This window comes from Mesorhizobium sp. M1334, from assembly GCF_040317995.1.
GTDB lineage: Bacteria > Pseudomonadota > Alphaproteobacteria > Rhizobiales > Rhizobiaceae > Mesorhizobium.
Map to the genome: position 1 here is coordinate 1 of NZ_JAMYLM010000027.1, position 15336 is coordinate 15336.

The 15336-nt window shown below is 58.0% G+C and carries 14 protein-coding genes and 1 pseudogene; 11 read left to right on the plus strand and 4 right to left on the minus strand.

Annotation, left to right across the window (positions count from 1 at the left end; all coding sequences use genetic code 11):
* Window positions 1-134, plus strand: a pseudogene (locus tag NKH17_RS28695) (IS256 family transposase); the annotation flags it as partial.
* Window positions 135-382: 248 nt separating this feature from the next.
* On the opposite strand, the gene NKH17_RS28700 reads toward NKH17_RS28695, so the two are convergent.
* From NKH17_RS28700 to NKH17_RS28710, 3 genes are all read right to left on the minus strand, one after another.
* A complete protein-coding gene (locus tag NKH17_RS28700) occupies window positions 383-682 on the minus strand; it encodes an aminotransferase class III-fold pyridoxal phosphate-dependent enzyme (protein ID WP_352973108.1) in 300 nt (99 codons plus the stop codon).
* 742 nt (window positions 683-1424) lie between these two features.
* Complete coding sequence (locus NKH17_RS28705) at window positions 1425-1607, minus strand: hypothetical protein (RefSeq protein WP_352972991.1); 183 nt, start codon at window positions 1605-1607, stop codon at window positions 1425-1427.
* A gap of 149 nt (window positions 1608-1756) precedes the next feature.
* The gene (locus tag NKH17_RS28710; protein ID WP_352972993.1) at window positions 1757-1879 is read right to left on the minus strand and encodes a hypothetical protein; all 123 of its coding nucleotides are present in this window, start codon (window positions 1877-1879) and stop codon (window positions 1757-1759) included.
* A 1030-nt stretch (window positions 1880-2909) separates the two neighbouring features.
* Between NKH17_RS28710 and NKH17_RS28715 the strand changes: the two genes are divergently transcribed.
* The 5 genes from NKH17_RS28715 to NKH17_RS28735 all read left to right on the plus strand — a co-directional run bounded on the left by NKH17_RS28715 (window position 2910) and on the right by NKH17_RS28735 (window position 9721).
* The gene (locus NKH17_RS28715) at window positions 2910-4562 is read left to right on the plus strand and encodes an ABC transporter substrate-binding protein (protein ID WP_502910635.1); all 1653 of its coding nucleotides are present in this window, start codon (window positions 2910-2912) and stop codon (window positions 4560-4562) included.
* A 268-nt stretch (window positions 4563-4830) separates the two neighbouring features.
* Window positions 4831-5238: a N,N-dimethylformamidase alpha subunit family protein gene (locus NKH17_RS28720; protein WP_352972997.1), complete on the plus strand. Its 408-nt coding sequence runs from the start codon at window positions 4831-4833 to the stop codon at window positions 5236-5238.
* Entirely contained in the window at window positions 5231-7438 is a 2208-nt protein-coding gene (locus NKH17_RS28725; protein WP_352972999.1) for a N,N-dimethylformamidase beta subunit family domain-containing protein, read from the plus strand. The genes NKH17_RS28720 and NKH17_RS28725 overlap by 8 nt, the downstream gene beginning before the upstream one ends.
* A 468-nt stretch (window positions 7439-7906) precedes the next feature.
* A complete protein-coding gene (gene gabT / locus NKH17_RS28730) occupies window positions 7907-9211 on the plus strand; it encodes a 4-aminobutyrate--2-oxoglutarate transaminase (protein WP_352973001.1) in 1305 nt (434 codons plus the stop codon).
* A gap of 45 nt (window positions 9212-9256) precedes the next feature.
* A complete protein-coding gene (locus NKH17_RS28735; RefSeq protein ID WP_352973003.1) occupies window positions 9257-9721 on the plus strand; it encodes an acetate--CoA ligase family protein in 465 nt (154 codons plus the stop codon).
* 393 nt (window positions 9722-10114) lie between these two features.
* On the opposite strand, the gene NKH17_RS28740 is transcribed toward NKH17_RS28735, so the two are convergent.
* The gene (locus tag NKH17_RS28740) at window positions 10115-10306 is read right to left on the minus strand and encodes a hypothetical protein (RefSeq protein WP_352973006.1); all 192 of its coding nucleotides are present in this window, start codon (window positions 10304-10306) and stop codon (window positions 10115-10117) included.
* Window positions 10307-10531: 225 nt separating this feature from the next.
* Here NKH17_RS28740 and NKH17_RS28745 point away from each other — a divergent pair, with 225 nt between their 5' ends.
* From NKH17_RS28745 to NKH17_RS28765, 5 genes are all read left to right on the plus strand, one after another.
* Window positions 10532-11479, plus strand: coding sequence for a LysR substrate-binding domain-containing protein (locus NKH17_RS28745; protein WP_352973008.1), 948 nt, complete (start codon window positions 10532-10534; stop codon window positions 11477-11479).
* Window positions 11480-11501: 22 nt separating this feature from the next.
* Window positions 11502-12518 carry a 3-methyl-2-oxobutanoate hydroxymethyltransferase gene (locus NKH17_RS28750; protein ID WP_352973010.1) on the plus strand — a complete coding sequence of 339 codons (1017 nt, stop codon included), beginning with the start codon at window positions 11502-11504 and terminating at the stop codon, window positions 12516-12518.
* Window positions 12454-13536 (plus strand): sterol desaturase family protein, encoded by a 1083-nt coding sequence (locus NKH17_RS28755; protein ID WP_352973012.1) that lies wholly within the window; start codon window positions 12454-12456, stop codon window positions 13534-13536. The genes NKH17_RS28750 and NKH17_RS28755 overlap by 65 nt, the downstream gene beginning before the upstream one ends.
* Before the next feature lie 103 nt (window positions 13537-13639).
* The gene (locus NKH17_RS28760) at window positions 13640-13963 is read left to right on the plus strand and encodes a 2Fe-2S iron-sulfur cluster-binding protein (protein ID WP_352973014.1); all 324 of its coding nucleotides are present in this window, start codon (window positions 13640-13642) and stop codon (window positions 13961-13963) included.
* A gap of 47 nt (window positions 13964-14010) precedes the next feature.
* Window positions 14011-15231: an NAD(P)/FAD-dependent oxidoreductase gene (locus NKH17_RS28765; RefSeq protein WP_352973016.1), complete on the plus strand. Its 1221-nt coding sequence runs from the start codon at window positions 14011-14013 to the stop codon at window positions 15229-15231.
* Window positions 15232-15336: the final 105 nt, after the last annotated feature.

A 15336-nucleotide genomic window follows, 5' to 3' on the forward strand; every position in this document is an offset into this window, starting at 1 on the left:
TCCGCCTGGTTGGCGCGATCCTGCTCGAACAGAACGACGAATGGGCCGTGCAGCGCGCCAGATACATGACGCTGGAAACCATCAGCCAAATGAGCGATGATCCTCTGATCAGCCTGCCAGCCGTGGCACGCTGATCAGCCCGGCCCCATGCCGGAGAGCACGGCGACCAAGCCGTCAGCTACACCACTCCCTGGGACACGATCTGGCCGAGCTGCGTACGGTGATTGACGTTCCACTGCCGGCATACCCGGCATGTTGGTTCGCAAAGGGGAAATCCATCCATTGAACTGTCCGTCGAACTTCAGCACGCGACGGCGACCGGTTGCACCACGTGCGATCGCAAGAGCGAGGTGCACGGCTTCACTGCCGGAGGACAGGAATGTCACCATCTCGGCGCCGGTACGAGGCGCACAATACGCTCAGCAAGTTCAAGCTCGCCTTCGTGAGGAGTGCCGAAAATCTCACCCCGTTCCAGCTGCGCGCGCACCGCGTCAACCACTGGCTTGGCTTGGTGACCCAGTAACATCGGACCCCATCCGGCGAGATAGTCGATGTACTCGTTGCCATCTATGTCGTACAGTCGAGACCCTTGCGCGCGGGCGACTACGATTGGCGCAGGCCGCTGTGCCGCGCGACTGGATGACGTCACCCCGAGCGGTATAATGGTGCGTGCTCGCTCCATATATTCACGGGAGGCTGTGAAATCCTGCGGTGAGAATGCAACGGTCGCATCGTAACGGCTGTTCACAGTGATCCTCGCAGGCTTAGGTTCCTGAGAAATGCGCAGATACCTGTGACCCTAGGCCATCGTTGAAGATCCCGACAATTGGCAAAAAATCGAGTTGGTCTTAAACCCAGTCTATATCCAGTTTTTCGCCGGGATGCTGGGTCGTTCGGGCTTTCATTTTACGCTCACTGTCCCGCAGGGGCCGGGCGGTGGTGCGTTCGCCCGTCATATCCGCCCTTGGCCATCGGACTGGGGTACAGATCTGCGATCTGCAGCATCGGGGTTGCTTTCGTCCTGCCACGGGGTTCGCCGCGGACGATTTCCTTGAATTCTTCTGCGGCAACGATCCGTAGCCGGCCGAGTTGGCGCCGTCGAACGGCGTGCCCTAGGTCTTCAGGATGCGCGTATAAGCCACAAGGTCGCGGTCATCCGCCTTGCCGGCCCGCTCGAAAAGCACGCGCAGCTGGCGGCACGCTCGATCAGGATGCAATAGGCGGTCTTGCACATGAACCAGGTCCTGATACCGGTCGCGGTAGACGGGCGATATAGCCGGGGCGGTCGATCACAGCGGCAATGCCAATCACCGGAAGGCATGCAGCATCCGCTGCAGACCGTCCAGGAACTCGTAGGCGGTCGCCGGTTTTTTCAGCCAGCCGAAGTCGCCACTCCCGCCCCTGATCGGAGTGCAGCGGGTAGGTTATGCCATGCTGCTGGCAGAACATCTTGTAGCGCCGTAGAGCTCATCGACGTCTTCCTCATTGATAAGGATGCCGCCCAGGGCGAAATAATCCATTTCGTCACGTCGCTTCCCTTTCGGCTCTTGGTCTGGCTCACGGCTGCCGCTGTCATCGAGGTAGGGGTGGATTTCGCGGTCTGTCACGGGCAGGCTTTCGCAATTAGCTATTTGAGGGAGAGCCGGGGTAGCTCGCCCTACTGCGTCGTGTAGCTCATGCTCAAACGTCGTCGACCAGTCCGCCGCAGGTCGCTAACGTGACCGAACAGGTTGGTGCGGCGGCTAGGCTGCCGCGACTACGGAGGAAGGTCATGCAAAAACTCGAGGTCAGGCTTTTCGACATTCTCGGCATGCGGGCCGAAGGCGCTGGCGATCTGGCTGGGCAGCGCTCTCGCGGCGTCCATCATCACGCTGGTCACGATTGTCTGCCTGGAGGGATGTCCCTGCCATGCGCTTCGCTGTTTCACTGATTTGGCCCTGCTCGGGACGCCGGCCGACCGGCGGCTACTGTTGCCGGTCATGGGCACCCGGATATGCGCGGTGTTTCCGATCCCGGCCGACGACTTTTTGGACGGCGGCAGCTTTTGAAATTGAGACGTGAACGCCAGAGGGCAGGGAGGACGTTCCGCAGGCATAGTGCCACCATGTCTGCCGAATACCCACTCAGGACGCCTGACGTAAGCGCCTTGAGGTTCCCGCCGGATCGCGGAGCTGCAGGATTATCTGAACGCCAGGTGCGACCGGCGCCCCTCACGCGCAATTCGGTGCCGCTGTTTGGCCAAGTGGCGGACAGCGTTTTCGCTGCATGTGCATGCAACGGCATAGGAGGGACTAAGTCCACCGCCGCAGGCATCGCAAGGCATCAGTCTCAGCTCGGCGAAGTATTCAGCGCATTCGACAAGCCCAGACTTTGCCCCCGCGGCCATTCATCGATGTTGGCGCCCGATTGAACCCCGCTTATCAAGAATGGCTCGCGGGACGCGAATAGGCGTCCTTGGCGGCTGACTTCACGCTCCGCTACGTCCCCATCATCCACCCTCAGTGTCGGCTTCAACCAAGTTTCTTGAATAGAGTCACCGCCAGCAGGCTGCGGGGATTTGCAGCCGTGCCTGTTCGGCTCGGCAGCCGGATTCTTAGGCGCGGAAAGCAATAAGCGAAGTGTTGTGCCCTTTGTCATGTCAGGCACGCTCTCTTCTGCGGTGGGCAAGGTACTGTCGGGTCCAGCGGAACGCCGACCGACCATTCGGAGCACAAGATGATTCCGCAAAAAACTCGCCTGCCGGTTGATTTTATTTCGAATGTCCAGATAGGCGCTTTTCTGTAACCTCCTGCGAGCGTGAATGGAGCATTCAGCGGAAAGCCGAGCTCTTCCATCTTTTCATGTCGAAGATCTCGGCGCTTTTCGTGCTGGTCCAAAGCCATTGTCCTTAGCCAATTTAGGAGGTTCAAATGGGGTATTTGACTAGGCATGGCAAACCTATGCCGAAGATCTTCGACAGTCTCGCCGAGGAAGCAAAAAGGGAAGGAATGGACCGGCGCGAGTTCCTGGCTCTCGCTTCCGTATACGGTGCGTCGACAGCGATGGCATACTCGATGCTGGATGCAATACCGCCGGCGCATGCCGAAGAAGTCCCGAAGAAAGGGGGAACTCTGCGAATTGCCATGCAGGTTTTTGGTCAGAAGGACCCCCGTATAAATGATCTCCCTGTATTAGGGAATATGTATCGTCAATACGTTGAATCTCTGGTAAAATATACCAATGCTTATACTTTTGAGCCGATGCTTCTTGAATCTTGGGACACGAACGACGACGCGACGGAATACGTGTTGCACCTGCGTAAGGGCGTCAAATGGAACAATGGCGATGACTTCACTGCAGATGACGTCATTTTTAACCTGATGCGCTGGTGTGAAAGAGATGTGCCTGGGAATTCAATGGCTGCGCGTATGGCCACGCTCGTTGATGAAAAGACCGGCAAAGCACTAGCGGGCGCTATTACAAAAATTGACGAACACACCGTCAAAATCAAGCTTCCCAAGCCCGATATTACCATCATTCCGGGGTTTGCCGACTATCCCGCGCTAATTGTACACCGTGACTACGAAAAGAACGGGTCGGACCTCGTTGCACATCCCGTCGGCACGGGGCCGTTTGAATTGGTGTCATTGGACGTCGGCCAAAAGGCTGTTCTGAAGCGTCGAACCAATGGAAGCTGGTGGGGAGGTGAAGCTTACCTAGACGAAGTGCAATTCATAGACTATGGCAGCGATCCGTCAGCCCTTCTGAGCGCCTTTGAGTCAGGCGAAGTCGACGCGAATTATCAGACGTTCGCAGATTACGTCACCATATTCGATAAACTCGGTTTGGTGAGGTCAGAAGCGCAAACGGCCACGACACTGGTGTGCCGCGCCCATGCCACTACCAAGCCGTACGACGACCAGCGGGTGCGCAATGCACTGCAACTGGCCGTAGACAACCATTCTGTGTTGCAACTAGCGGCTGGTGGCTATGGCACCGTTGGGGCGAATTATCATGTCGCGCCGATACATCCCGAGTTTTACCCAGTTCCGGAAAAGAAACGGGATATTGAGGCTGCCAAACGCCTCATGATCGATGCCAACCAGATGGACTTCGAACACGAGATCATCAGCAATGACGAGGATTGGCATAAAGACACAGGCGATGCGATTGCCGCGCAGTTGCGGGAGGCCGGATTCAAGGTCAAACGAACGGTTATTCCCAGTAGCACTTTTTGGAACGACTGGTTGAAATACCCCCTGTCGACTACAAACTGGAACATGCGGCCATTGGCGGTACAAGTCTTGGCGCTTGCCTATCGCAGCGGCGCAGCATGGAATGAGGCGGCGTGGTCAAATCCGGAATTCGATAAGAAACTCGACGCCGCGTTGACGATTCCGGACCCGCAGAAGCGCAAAGCGCTCATGCAAGATGTTGAAACGCTCCTGCAGGAATCTGGCGTTATCATACAACCTTATTGGCTTACCCTGTTCAATCATTCTGCAAAGCACGTTAGGGGCAACGCAATGCACCCCACATTTGAGATCCACCTCGATAAAGTGTGGCTCGACCGGGCCTCATGAGGCAGCTAGGTTTGTTAGGGCTTCGTCGGATACGACGAAGCCCCTGCATCCCGCTGGCAGCTGGGTTTTCGCTCGTCGACAAGCGTTCCAGGTGGAGTTTCGTGGGCGTTACCGTTCACTTGGCGCGAACGACATGCCGCCTCCCACGACCATCGTTGCTACAAGAAAACATGATGCCGCGAAGAGTTCGTCGGGGAGAAATGTAGCGATATCGAGGGGTAACAATGCACGGATCGAAGGATTGGCACGCTCCGCCGAGAGGCCCGCTATGACGACTGACCGCCCGAGCCCTGAATTCGAGAACTTTCAACCGGACTACTCGCCGGAGAGCGCCGGTACAGCTGCCGCCCGCTCTGCGTTGGCTGGCTTTGTCGGTCGTTCGGACCTGGTCCGCGAATTCGAGGCCGCACCTTTCGGTCGGCACAGTGCCGAGCTGAGCCTTATTCTGGACGTGATGCGCTCACAGCCGGTCGCTGGAAAATGGATCGCCATTATGACCAAGCCGTATAGCGAATGGCGTGCTGCGCGATGGTCGCTGGATTTGCCCATGCGGGTGGTCGAGATCGGGCCACTGCCTTTTCAATCACGCGAGGAGGTTGATCGCTGGGTGTTCAAGCAGCGTTGGCAGCATCTCATCGGTCCGCTGCCCATGCAGCAGGGTGGCAACGATGTCTGATCGCGCAGCGATTCTCGCCTATGCCGACCGCGACAGCGTTAAGCCTGGCGAAAGTATCGCCTTCGCTGTGAGCTGTCTGAAACTCGACAGCTTCGAATGCGACTTCGTCCGCCTGCTCGGCGGCGACTTCGGGCCGGAGATGCCACCATTCCGCCCGCTCGTCATGACGTCGCCGGAGGCTCGCCGTTATCCCGGACGCGAGCAGCCTATTCGTGCCGGCTCCCGCATTGAGGTTAAGGGATCGCAGCACTTGGCCGATCTTAGGTCGGTGACCATTTGTGCCAATGTCATGCCAACTCTGATTGCAGGCCAACCCCACTGCCTGCTCAGTACTCTGACCGCCGGGGGAGATGGGGGCATGGCCTTGCGTCTGGAGGGCGACGGCTGTCTGGCGGCGATCCTCGGGGGCCCCGGCGGGCCGCGCACCTACCGCCTGGATGGCCCCTTGCCTCTCTGGCTATGGAGCTTCGTTGCGCTGAGCTATGATGCTGAGCGCCATCATCTGCTGGTTGTGACGCGCGGTATTAAGTCCGGGACACACGACTATATGGGCGTAAGCCGACTAACATTAGACAACGTGGAGCCGCCCGCACCAAGCGATGGTCGCCTTTTGATAGCGGCGGAGCGGGATCATAGTGGAATTCCCCATCACCACTTCAATGGCAAGATTGAGCGTCCCCGCATCCTGGCTGCGGCGCTGTCGGTCGAACAACTTAACGATTTGGCTTTGCGCAAGCCGACGGAACCTTTGAGTTGGCCCTGTTTGGCTGATTGGGATTTGCTGAGCGATCCAGCGTCAGAAATTGTTCCAGATCAATCCGGTTGTGGCCATGACGGCGTATGCATCAATCAGCCCACCCGCGCCGTCCAGGGTTCGAATTGGGAAAGCCCAACCATGGACTGGCGCAGTGCACCTGAACAGTATGGCGCAGCTCATTTCCACCACGACGACATCGAGAACCCCGGCTGGCAGGAGGACCTCAGGCTTACCGTGCCAACTGATTGGCCCAGCGGATGCTACGCAGCGCGCTTGCGCGGCGCGGATGCCGAGTTTTTTGTTCCATTCTTTGTGCGGAAGGCTGCCGACGCTATCGGCGATGTTGCCTTTCTGGTACCGACTGCTACATATGCGGCCTATACGAACTTGACCATGCAGCGGCAAACGAACGAATATAACCTCGGTTGCGTCGCCTCCTCATACACCCCGCTTGATCTTCTGGCCTTTGAGCACCCCGGCCTCGGCAAATCGCTCTACGATCCCCATGATGATGGCAGTGAGCGATGCATTGGATCTCTGCGGCGACCTGCGTTGAATCTCCAGCCCGGGGGCTGGCTCTGGAACTTCCAGATCGACCTTTGTTTGCTCGGCTGGCTTGCCCATGCAGCTCCGGATCACCAGACACTGACAGACGAAGACCTCGACCGTGAGGGATTGGCGGCCCTGGACGGATGTCAGGTGCTCGTTACCGGAAGTCATCCTGAATATTGGTCGCTACCGATGTTGCAGGCTCTCGACGGATTTCTCGCGAGAGGTGGACGGCTTATGTACCTCGGCGCCAACGGGTTTTACTGGGCAATCGATTTCCATCCCGCACGAAACGGCCTGATTGAGATCAGGCGGAGACGGCCCGGAAACGGCCGCTTTGGTGCCGGAGAAGCATACAGTAGCTTTGTTGGCCGCCCCTGCGGGACGTGGTCGGATCTAGGCAGACCCGAACAATCCTTGGTGGGCGTTGGGTATTTGACCGAGGCATTCGACCGCAGCAGCTATTATCGTCGTCTGGAGGCCGGAGAAGACCCCCGAGCTCGCTTTATTTTCGATGGTATTGCAGAAGATATCATTGGCGATTTCGGCATTACAGGCGGAGCCGCCGGACTTGAGATTGACGTGGCTGATGTAGAGCTAGGTACGCCGCGTCACGCACTCGTCGTAGCATCCTCCGAGGAGCATGGTAGTTCGTTCATTCGCACACTGGGAGGGCTTAACTATTTCACCAGACTGTGGAACGATGCACCAAGGGAGCCCATTCGTGCCGATATGACGTTCTTTGAGACCCCTGCGGGCGGCGCGGTCTTTTCTGTCGGCTCGATAGCTTGGGGCAGTTGCCTCCCGCACGCCGAAAATAACAACCACGTCGCACACATATCTGCGAACGTGCTACGTCGCTTTCGCGATCCGACACCCTTCCGGATGCCCTGAGTAATAGTGGCAGTCGCTCAAAGCAGCTATCAAATGGCCCGGACAAGCCGGTGCTGGTCTCCCAAGACATGGTTTTTGCAGGTAGTGTGATCCGAACTTAGGATCTAGCGCATAGGGTCTCAAGCGAGCGCCGTCTTGCTGAGGCAGGCTGAAGGCTGTCAGTCCGTGTGCCGAAATGCCGAGTGCTTCTGTGAGGCGAATGGAGTCCGCTATGCCAAGCTCGACATCGACTTTGGCGGCGCAGGATCGGCTCAAGCCGAGATCAGTCGCCTAATCAGGACGTCTTGCTGACTCGACAAGGTGGCCCGTTATTGAGAAGCGCCGCTCGCCGAATAATTCTCACCCGCCTGGTTCGTTTTTCTCGATGGCGACTAGTGTGCCATCTGCTAGACGTTCCATTCGGCAATAGAGCCGTCGGACTGCCTTCCCAAGCGGCGCGGCTTGAACAGAGTAGCGGAGGATTGCGGTATGGTATCGGAAGTCGGCGCGGATCTAGAGGTAAGGCGCGAGCAGGCGTTGCCCCACGGGGTTGCGGTTGCGTTTCCGGTCTATGCCGAGCGCGCCCTAGGCGCCGAGGTTTGGGACATTGAGGGCCGTCGCTACATCGATTTCATCGGCGGTATGGGGGCCTTGGCAGTCGGACACTCTCATCCCAAGGTCATCGCGGCTGTGAAAGCACAGCTCGACCGGTTCTCCCACACATTCTTTGGAAGCATTCCCTACCAGGGTTACATTCAGCTTGCCGAGCGGCTGAACGCGTTGGCTCCGTTCTCCGGGAAGTCGAAGACGCTTCTAGTCACGACAGGTGCCGAGGCGGTCGAAAACGCGATCAAGGTCGCGCGTTACCACACAGGGCGGCGAAGCATCGTGGTGTTCCGCGGCAGCTTCCACGGCCGTACCCTGTTGACCCTCGGGATGACTTCGCAGATCGACCCTTACAAGCGCGGGTTTGGCCCCTTCCCGGGCGATATCCATTTCTCTCCTTTCCCGTCGCCGTATAGTGGGCCTAGCGCTTCCGAAGCGCTCGATGCCTTTAGGGACCTGGTGGAATCTCAGACGGAAGGCGAGCAAATCGCCGCCGTCGTGATCGAACCTGTGCAGGGTGAAGGCGGCTTCGTCGCCGCACCGCCGGAATTCCTGAGGGGACTCCGCGAGGTCTGCAACCAGCGCGGAATCGTCCTGATCGCCGACGAGGTGCAGTGCGGTTTCGCTCGGACTGGCAAGGTCTTCGCGATCGAGCATTCCGGTGTCGAGCCGGACCTCGTAGCTATCGGCAAGAGCTTCGGCGCGGGACTGCCGATCGCCGCTCTCATCGGCAAGGCCGAGATCATGGACAAGGTGCCGCCCGGGGGCCTCGGTGGTACCTACGCAGGCAATCCGCTCGCCTGCGCGGCGGCCCTGGCCGCGCTGGACGTGCTCCAGGAAGAGGGCCTCGCTGCGCGCAGTGTGAAGATCGGCGATCGTCTTGCTGCCGGATTCCGCGCCCTCAACCAGTCCACGAACCGACAGATAATCGGCGAGGTCCGGAATGCCGGAGCGATGGTCGGTGTCGAACTCGTGGAGGACGTCGAATCCCGCCGTCCGGCTGCCGAACTCACATCGTGGCTGATTAAGGATGCGGCCGAGAACGGACTTCTCCTAGCTTCGGCGGGTCGCGCCCATAATGTTATCCGCGTGCTCGTGCCGCTGACCACATCGGACGAAATTCTGGATGAGGCTCTGTCCATATTCGCGGGCTCGCTTGCAAGGGCTGCCGATCGTGTCTGCGCCTGAAAAAGATTCCGACGAGGCTCGTCCTTGAATTCAGGGGCGAGCCCGTTGGCCGACACAGTCCGAACAGCAAACGGCGAACTCCACCTGCGCGCCAGCCTCGGCAGCCGCGTGATCGTTCAAAAGATGGCTTTCGGCTACGTCCACGATGCGGACTTCGGACCGCTTATCATGGTTTCAGCCGGCGGCACGCTGGGGGAATATTTTGCGGACCGTCAATTCGCGCTCGCGCTCTTCGGCGAGGAGAAGGCCCGTTCCCTAATTGGCCGCCTGTCGATCTCCCGTTTGCTGGATGGTGTTCGCGGGCAGGCGCCTGCCAAAGTCGCGGTCGCGGCCCTGACGGCGTTCTCGTCGATGTGCGTCGCTCTTTCGGGCAATCGCGGAATCGACATCAATTCGGTCATCGTTTCGTACTCCAGCGCAATTGGTGTCGACGCGCTCATCGTGCCAACGCCAGTGCCCGCTGATGAAGGCCTCCTTCATCGGCAGAGCGATATTAAGCTTTTGATATAATTAAACAAAATTAAGTTCCATAACAGATCTTACGCGATTTTAAACATCAAATATCAGTATTTCTTAGTAATACAAGGTATGAATTGTGCTTCTCAAGTTATTCTGTCATATAAAGGCAACAAACTCAAATGTCTTAGTTCGACAGATCTATGCTCCTTACGATCACCACATTATCTGATGCAATGGGACAGGATACCGTGAACTCTTCTGAAACGCCGGGGGGCGGCGTCTCAAACCAGGCCATATCGGCCTTCGCTCGCCTCCCCAATCGGCGCACTCACTTGTGCGGCATGCAACAGACTCCCTCGGATTCCATCAGTACGGCGCCACCCTTCAACGCGCTCAGTGCGCCGACCCATGCTTCCGAATAAGTGCGGCTCGCATCCACGGAGGTCAGCCAAAGAACGCGATTGTCGGCCAGTTCGACTTTAACGTCCTGCTGCAAAGGGCTTGCTGCACGGTTTGTTGATAGAGCCGTTTGATCCTGACATCGCTTGCGGGGAACTCAGCTTCGTTGCTGCGGTAGTTCAGCACAAATCCAGTGTGGTCATCAGCCGCCGAGCAATGGCCATCACGCTCACCCACGATTTTGGCTCCGCTGCGATGCCTGGTCTGACACCGAATAAACGGCCGTCTAACAGGCGTCACACCGTGTTTGCCAAACGGCATCGTTGTCATGCAATCCCAAAAGGTCGTATCTCTACATCCTGAGCTTCGCCTGTGAGCCTCTTCAGGTTCGTGGCTGGCGGTCGTTTCGAAGATGGTCGAAACGCATCTCAGTGTGCCGTCCATGCCCTTTGAAGGATCTGCATGCGAAATAAGGCTCTGTACCGGAACATTCAGCGGCTGCTGCCAACCTTCGAAGCAGCCGCGCGCCGTGAGAGCTTCACACTGGGTGGCGAAGAGGTTGGCTTGTCGCAAAGTGCGGTAAGCAAGCAGATGTCGGAGCTTGAGAGCCGGCTTGGGCACCCGCTGTTTGTCCGTGCTCACAAACAAATATCGTTGACTCCGGCAGGGGATCGCCTTTTCAAGGCGTATTCGCTGGCTGCCTCCCAGCTTATCGACGCTCTCGAAGACTTGATCCAGGAACATTCCAGACAGCAGATCGTCTTGTCCACCTCGACGGCCAACGGGGCATTTATGCTCCTTCCCCGACTGGGGGAGCTGCGCGAATGTTTCCCGGGGCGGGAGATTTTTCTGGTCACGTGGGACCCGCAGGGTATCGAGCCAACAGGTCAGTTTGACTTGGCGCTCACCTTCGGAAAGCCCGATTTTCCCGGGCTGGAGACCCGACCGCTATTCGCCGATATCCTCACTCCGGTGTGCTCGCCAGAGTTCTTGGAAAAGAACGGCCCGTTGCGGCAGGTAAGCGACCTGTTGAAGTGTGAGCTGCTGTATATGCAGGCCCAGCATCCGTCGTGGATCGGCTGGCGGCAATGGTTACGCGAGTTTTCTCTTGATCTCCCGAAAATCCATCAGCCCATGGGCTTCAATAATTACTATAACACGATTCAAGCCTGCTTGGCGGGCCAAGGCGTCGCTTTGGGCTGGCTCCGTCAGCTCGGCAATATGCTGGAATCGCGACGCTTGGTCACCCCACTGCCTGAATATATGCAAACCGAAGACCAATATCAGTTAGCCTGGCCTTCTGATCGGACACCAGGATTTCCAATTCAACCATTCGAGGAATGGCTGGCCCGGCAGTACGGTGCTGCCATTCCGGGGTTTCCCCTTCCCGCCACGAAACCGAAAGTTTAAGCTGGCTTGAGGCCATCTTCGTGTGTCCGCCTTCGCTGAAGGCGGAGTGTCGCGCCAGTTCCTTCAATCCTCAGCGCTTGCATTCCTTCAGGGAATGCAAGCGGGCGCCGGAATTCATTTGAACAACACGAGCGGCGGCAATATCCCTCAATGGGTTGAGGTCGCCTGCGGTCGCATCAGGAAGGTACTAAAGTTGCGCAACATTTTCACATTCGGTCACCGCCCTGCCCAGCGCAACTGGACCGTGGCAGATTTGCGCGCCAACAAGGGCAAGCAGCAATTGACGGAGGTGACGGCGATGAATGGCGAGCAGGCTGCTCGTGCCGCCGCCGCCGGCATCGACACGATTATTACGCGCGTTCAGATGATGAAGGAAGTGCGCGAGGCTGCGCCCAATACGTTCGTCACGGCCGCGCTGATGCTGATCGATCACCCGACCGAGAGTGATGTGCTGAATGGCGCTATGCGGGCGATGGACGAGGGCGCGGACGCCCTTTACACGACCCGGAGTCTGGACACGATCAAGATGCTGGCCGATCTTGACTTCCCCGTGATGGGCCACGTGGGGCTTGTCCCGCCATATAGCACATGGATCGGCGGGTTGCGGGCCTACGGTACGACCGCAGACGAAGCCCTAAAGCTCGCCGACAGGTTCCGGGCTATGGAAAGAGCCGGAGCGTTTGCTGTCGAAGTCGAGCTGGTTCCCCAGCAAGTCCTGGAAGAACTTAACAAGCAGACCAACCTGATCACGTTCTCGATCGGCTCGGGATCTGGCGGAGACGTCACTTTCCTGTTCTCGGAAGATATCTGCGGTGAGACCGAAAACGCACCACGCCACGCTTACGCGTACGGAAACGTTCGGCGTTTGCAGGAACAGACTGAGCGCGAACGTCGAGAGGCTCTCACAGCGTTTCAGGCGGGCGTGCGCGACGGCTCATTCCCCTACAAAGACGTGTCCATCTCCATGAAGCCCCATGAGCTTGAAGCATTCCGCGCTCGGCTTGGAGAAAGTGGTGTCGGCACCGAACACAAAGGATAGTGATATGGCACATGATGCGACCAAGCCTGAGGTCACCCTGCCTGCCAAGTCGACCTGGAACTTTCAGCCTGATCTCCCACTGCAAGACCGCTCGGTGTTCAATCTGAAGCGCGGACCTGCCGAAGGGTTAAGGCTCATTTGGAATTCCTGGCTGCCGATTTCGGACCGTCTCATCGTCGTAGGTGTGTCGATCCTGACCTGGTTTTATCTGTCGCCTTCCCTGCAGACGGCACGTACCTTCGCCTTCGATTGGATTGCAGGAGTTTATGTTCGTAATCTTATACTGATCACCCTCGTTGCAGGCGGCATGCATCTCTACCTTTATACGTTCAAAATGCAGGGTGATCGCCTCCGATACGACGCGCGCCCGTTTCACAAGAAGAATGCGTTGTTCACCTTCAGCAGTCAGTTTCTCGACAACGTGTTCTGGTCGGTTGCCAGCGGCGTGACGGTTTGGACGGCTTATGAAGTCCTGGGGCTCTGGGCCTACGCAAACGGCTATATGCCTCTGCTGGACGCAGCCGCCCATCCGGTCCTGTTTGTGCTGTGGTTCATTTTTCTGCCATTCTACGGTGTCTTTCACTTCTACTGGATCCATCGGCTGTTGCACTCGAAACTGGTCTACAACCGCGTCCATTCCCTTCATCATCGGAACGTCAACGTTGGTCCGTGGTCAGGCATGTCGATGCATCCGATCGAGCATGTTGCGTACTTAAGTTCTGTGTTTATCCACTTGCTGCTCGCCTCACACCCGATTCATTTCATTTTTCATCTTCAGCAAAAGGTGCTTTTAGCGGTCAGCTCCCATGCCGGATACGAGTCGGTCACCCTAGGTGAGGATCGTGATACCGGGCTCAGGGTGGGCGACTTCTTTCACCAGCTGCACCACCGCTACTTCGAGTGCAATTACGGCGAACCCGAAGTGCCTTGTGACAAGTGGTTCGGCACCTTTCACGACGGTTCGGAAGAGGCCACCGCGCAGACGCGCATACGCACGAAAGAGATGCGCAGGAAGTAGAGCGCCCGCGCGGATTTAGGCAACCGCGAGGGTAAGGCGAGACAGATGCCGCCCCTGCGGGTTTCGCCAGATGCATCCGTCGCGTCGGCCCGAAGGAGGGCAAATGGTCAAAATCACCTATGTCGAATTCAATGGCCAAGCGCATGTGGTGGACGTGCCAGCAGGCGCGACGGTCATGGAGGGCGCCCGGGACAACGATATTCCCGGTATCGAGGCTGATTGCGGCGGTGGCTGCTCCTGTGCGACCTGTCACGCTTATATCGACCTCAGTTGGGTGGCGAAGCTTCCTGCCAAGCAACCGATGGAAGAGGACATGTTGGATTTCGCCTATGCCCCGGACCCAGCGCGCTCACGGCTGACTTGTCAGATCAAAGTCAACGGGGCGCTTGATGGCCTGGTCCTGCAGTTGCCGGAACGACAGGGCTGAACGAGCCGGAAAGTACGGCTCGCTACTCACAGCCCAAGGATAATAACATGCCTGGCATTGTCATCATTGGTGCAGGGCAGGCTGGAGCATCGCTCGCAGCGGAAGCGCGTAAACTCGGATATCCGGGTCTCATAACGCTGATTGGTGACGAGCCCGTCGCGCCCTATCAACGCCCGCCATTGTCGAAAGGCTATCTGCTCGGCCATGTTGGAGTGGATAGGATGGCGCTTCGTGCGGCGTCCTTCTGGGGGGATCATGGCATAAAGCTAGCGGTCGGTAGAGCTGTTACCGCAATTGATCGGGCAAACGCCACAGTGCGGGCTGGAGGTGACAGTTTCCACTATGACCATCTCGCGATGGCGACCGGTTCGACAGCGAGGCAATTGCCTGAGGCCCAGGGCGGCTTGCTACAGGGGGTCTATACTGTCCGAAATATCGCGGATGTCGATGTCATGGCGACCGAGTTCCGTCCCGGCCGGAAACTCCTGATAATCGGAGGGGGATATATCGGCCTCGAGGCCGCGGCGGTTGGGGCCAAGCTTGGACTCAACGTCACCCTGATCGAGATGGCGCCCCGGATCCTGCAGCGTGTCGCGGCCCCCGAAACGTCCAACTTCTTTCGCGAGCTCCATCTGTCCAATGGCGTCGCCATTCGGGAAAATACCGGACTCGATCGCCTCGTAGGTTCGGGCCGCGTTTCCGGTGCCATCTTGGCTGACGGCACAGAGCTAGAGACTGATTTTGTGATTGTGGGCATTGGCATCATGCCGAGAACACAGCTTGCGCAGGAAGCGGACCTCGCAATAGAGAACGGCATCCGAACCGACGCTTACGGCCGTACCTCCGACCAAAACATCTGGGCAGTGGGAGAATGCGCATCTTTCCCGCATGGAGGCGGCCGCATCCGCCTTGAAAGCGTGGGACACGCGATCCATCACGGCGAGGTTGTGGCTAAAAACATTCTCGGGGCGACACAGGCTTATGAAGCGAAACCCTGGTTTTGGTCCGATCAATATGATGTAAAGCTCCAGATTGCGGGCTTGAACGCGGGCTACGACCGCGTTGTAGAGCGTGCGGTTGAAGCGGGATCGCGGTCGATTTGGTATTACCGCGGGCAGCAGCTTTTGGCTGTCGACGCGATCAATGACGCGCGGGCCTACATGGTCGGGAAAAGGATCCTCGAGTCCCGACAAACGATAGACCCGAAATACGTTGTCGATGTAACGACAGACGTTAAGGCATTGCTTTCACGGGCCGCCAGCCTCTGAAGACGCTGCTGCGGAATGATGCCGCGCACCTCGAGCGGGTAAATTTTCGCGAGCTTGGCAGCTCAAGCTTCGGGGTCCGCGCTGCCGTCTTTATCACCTCAACTG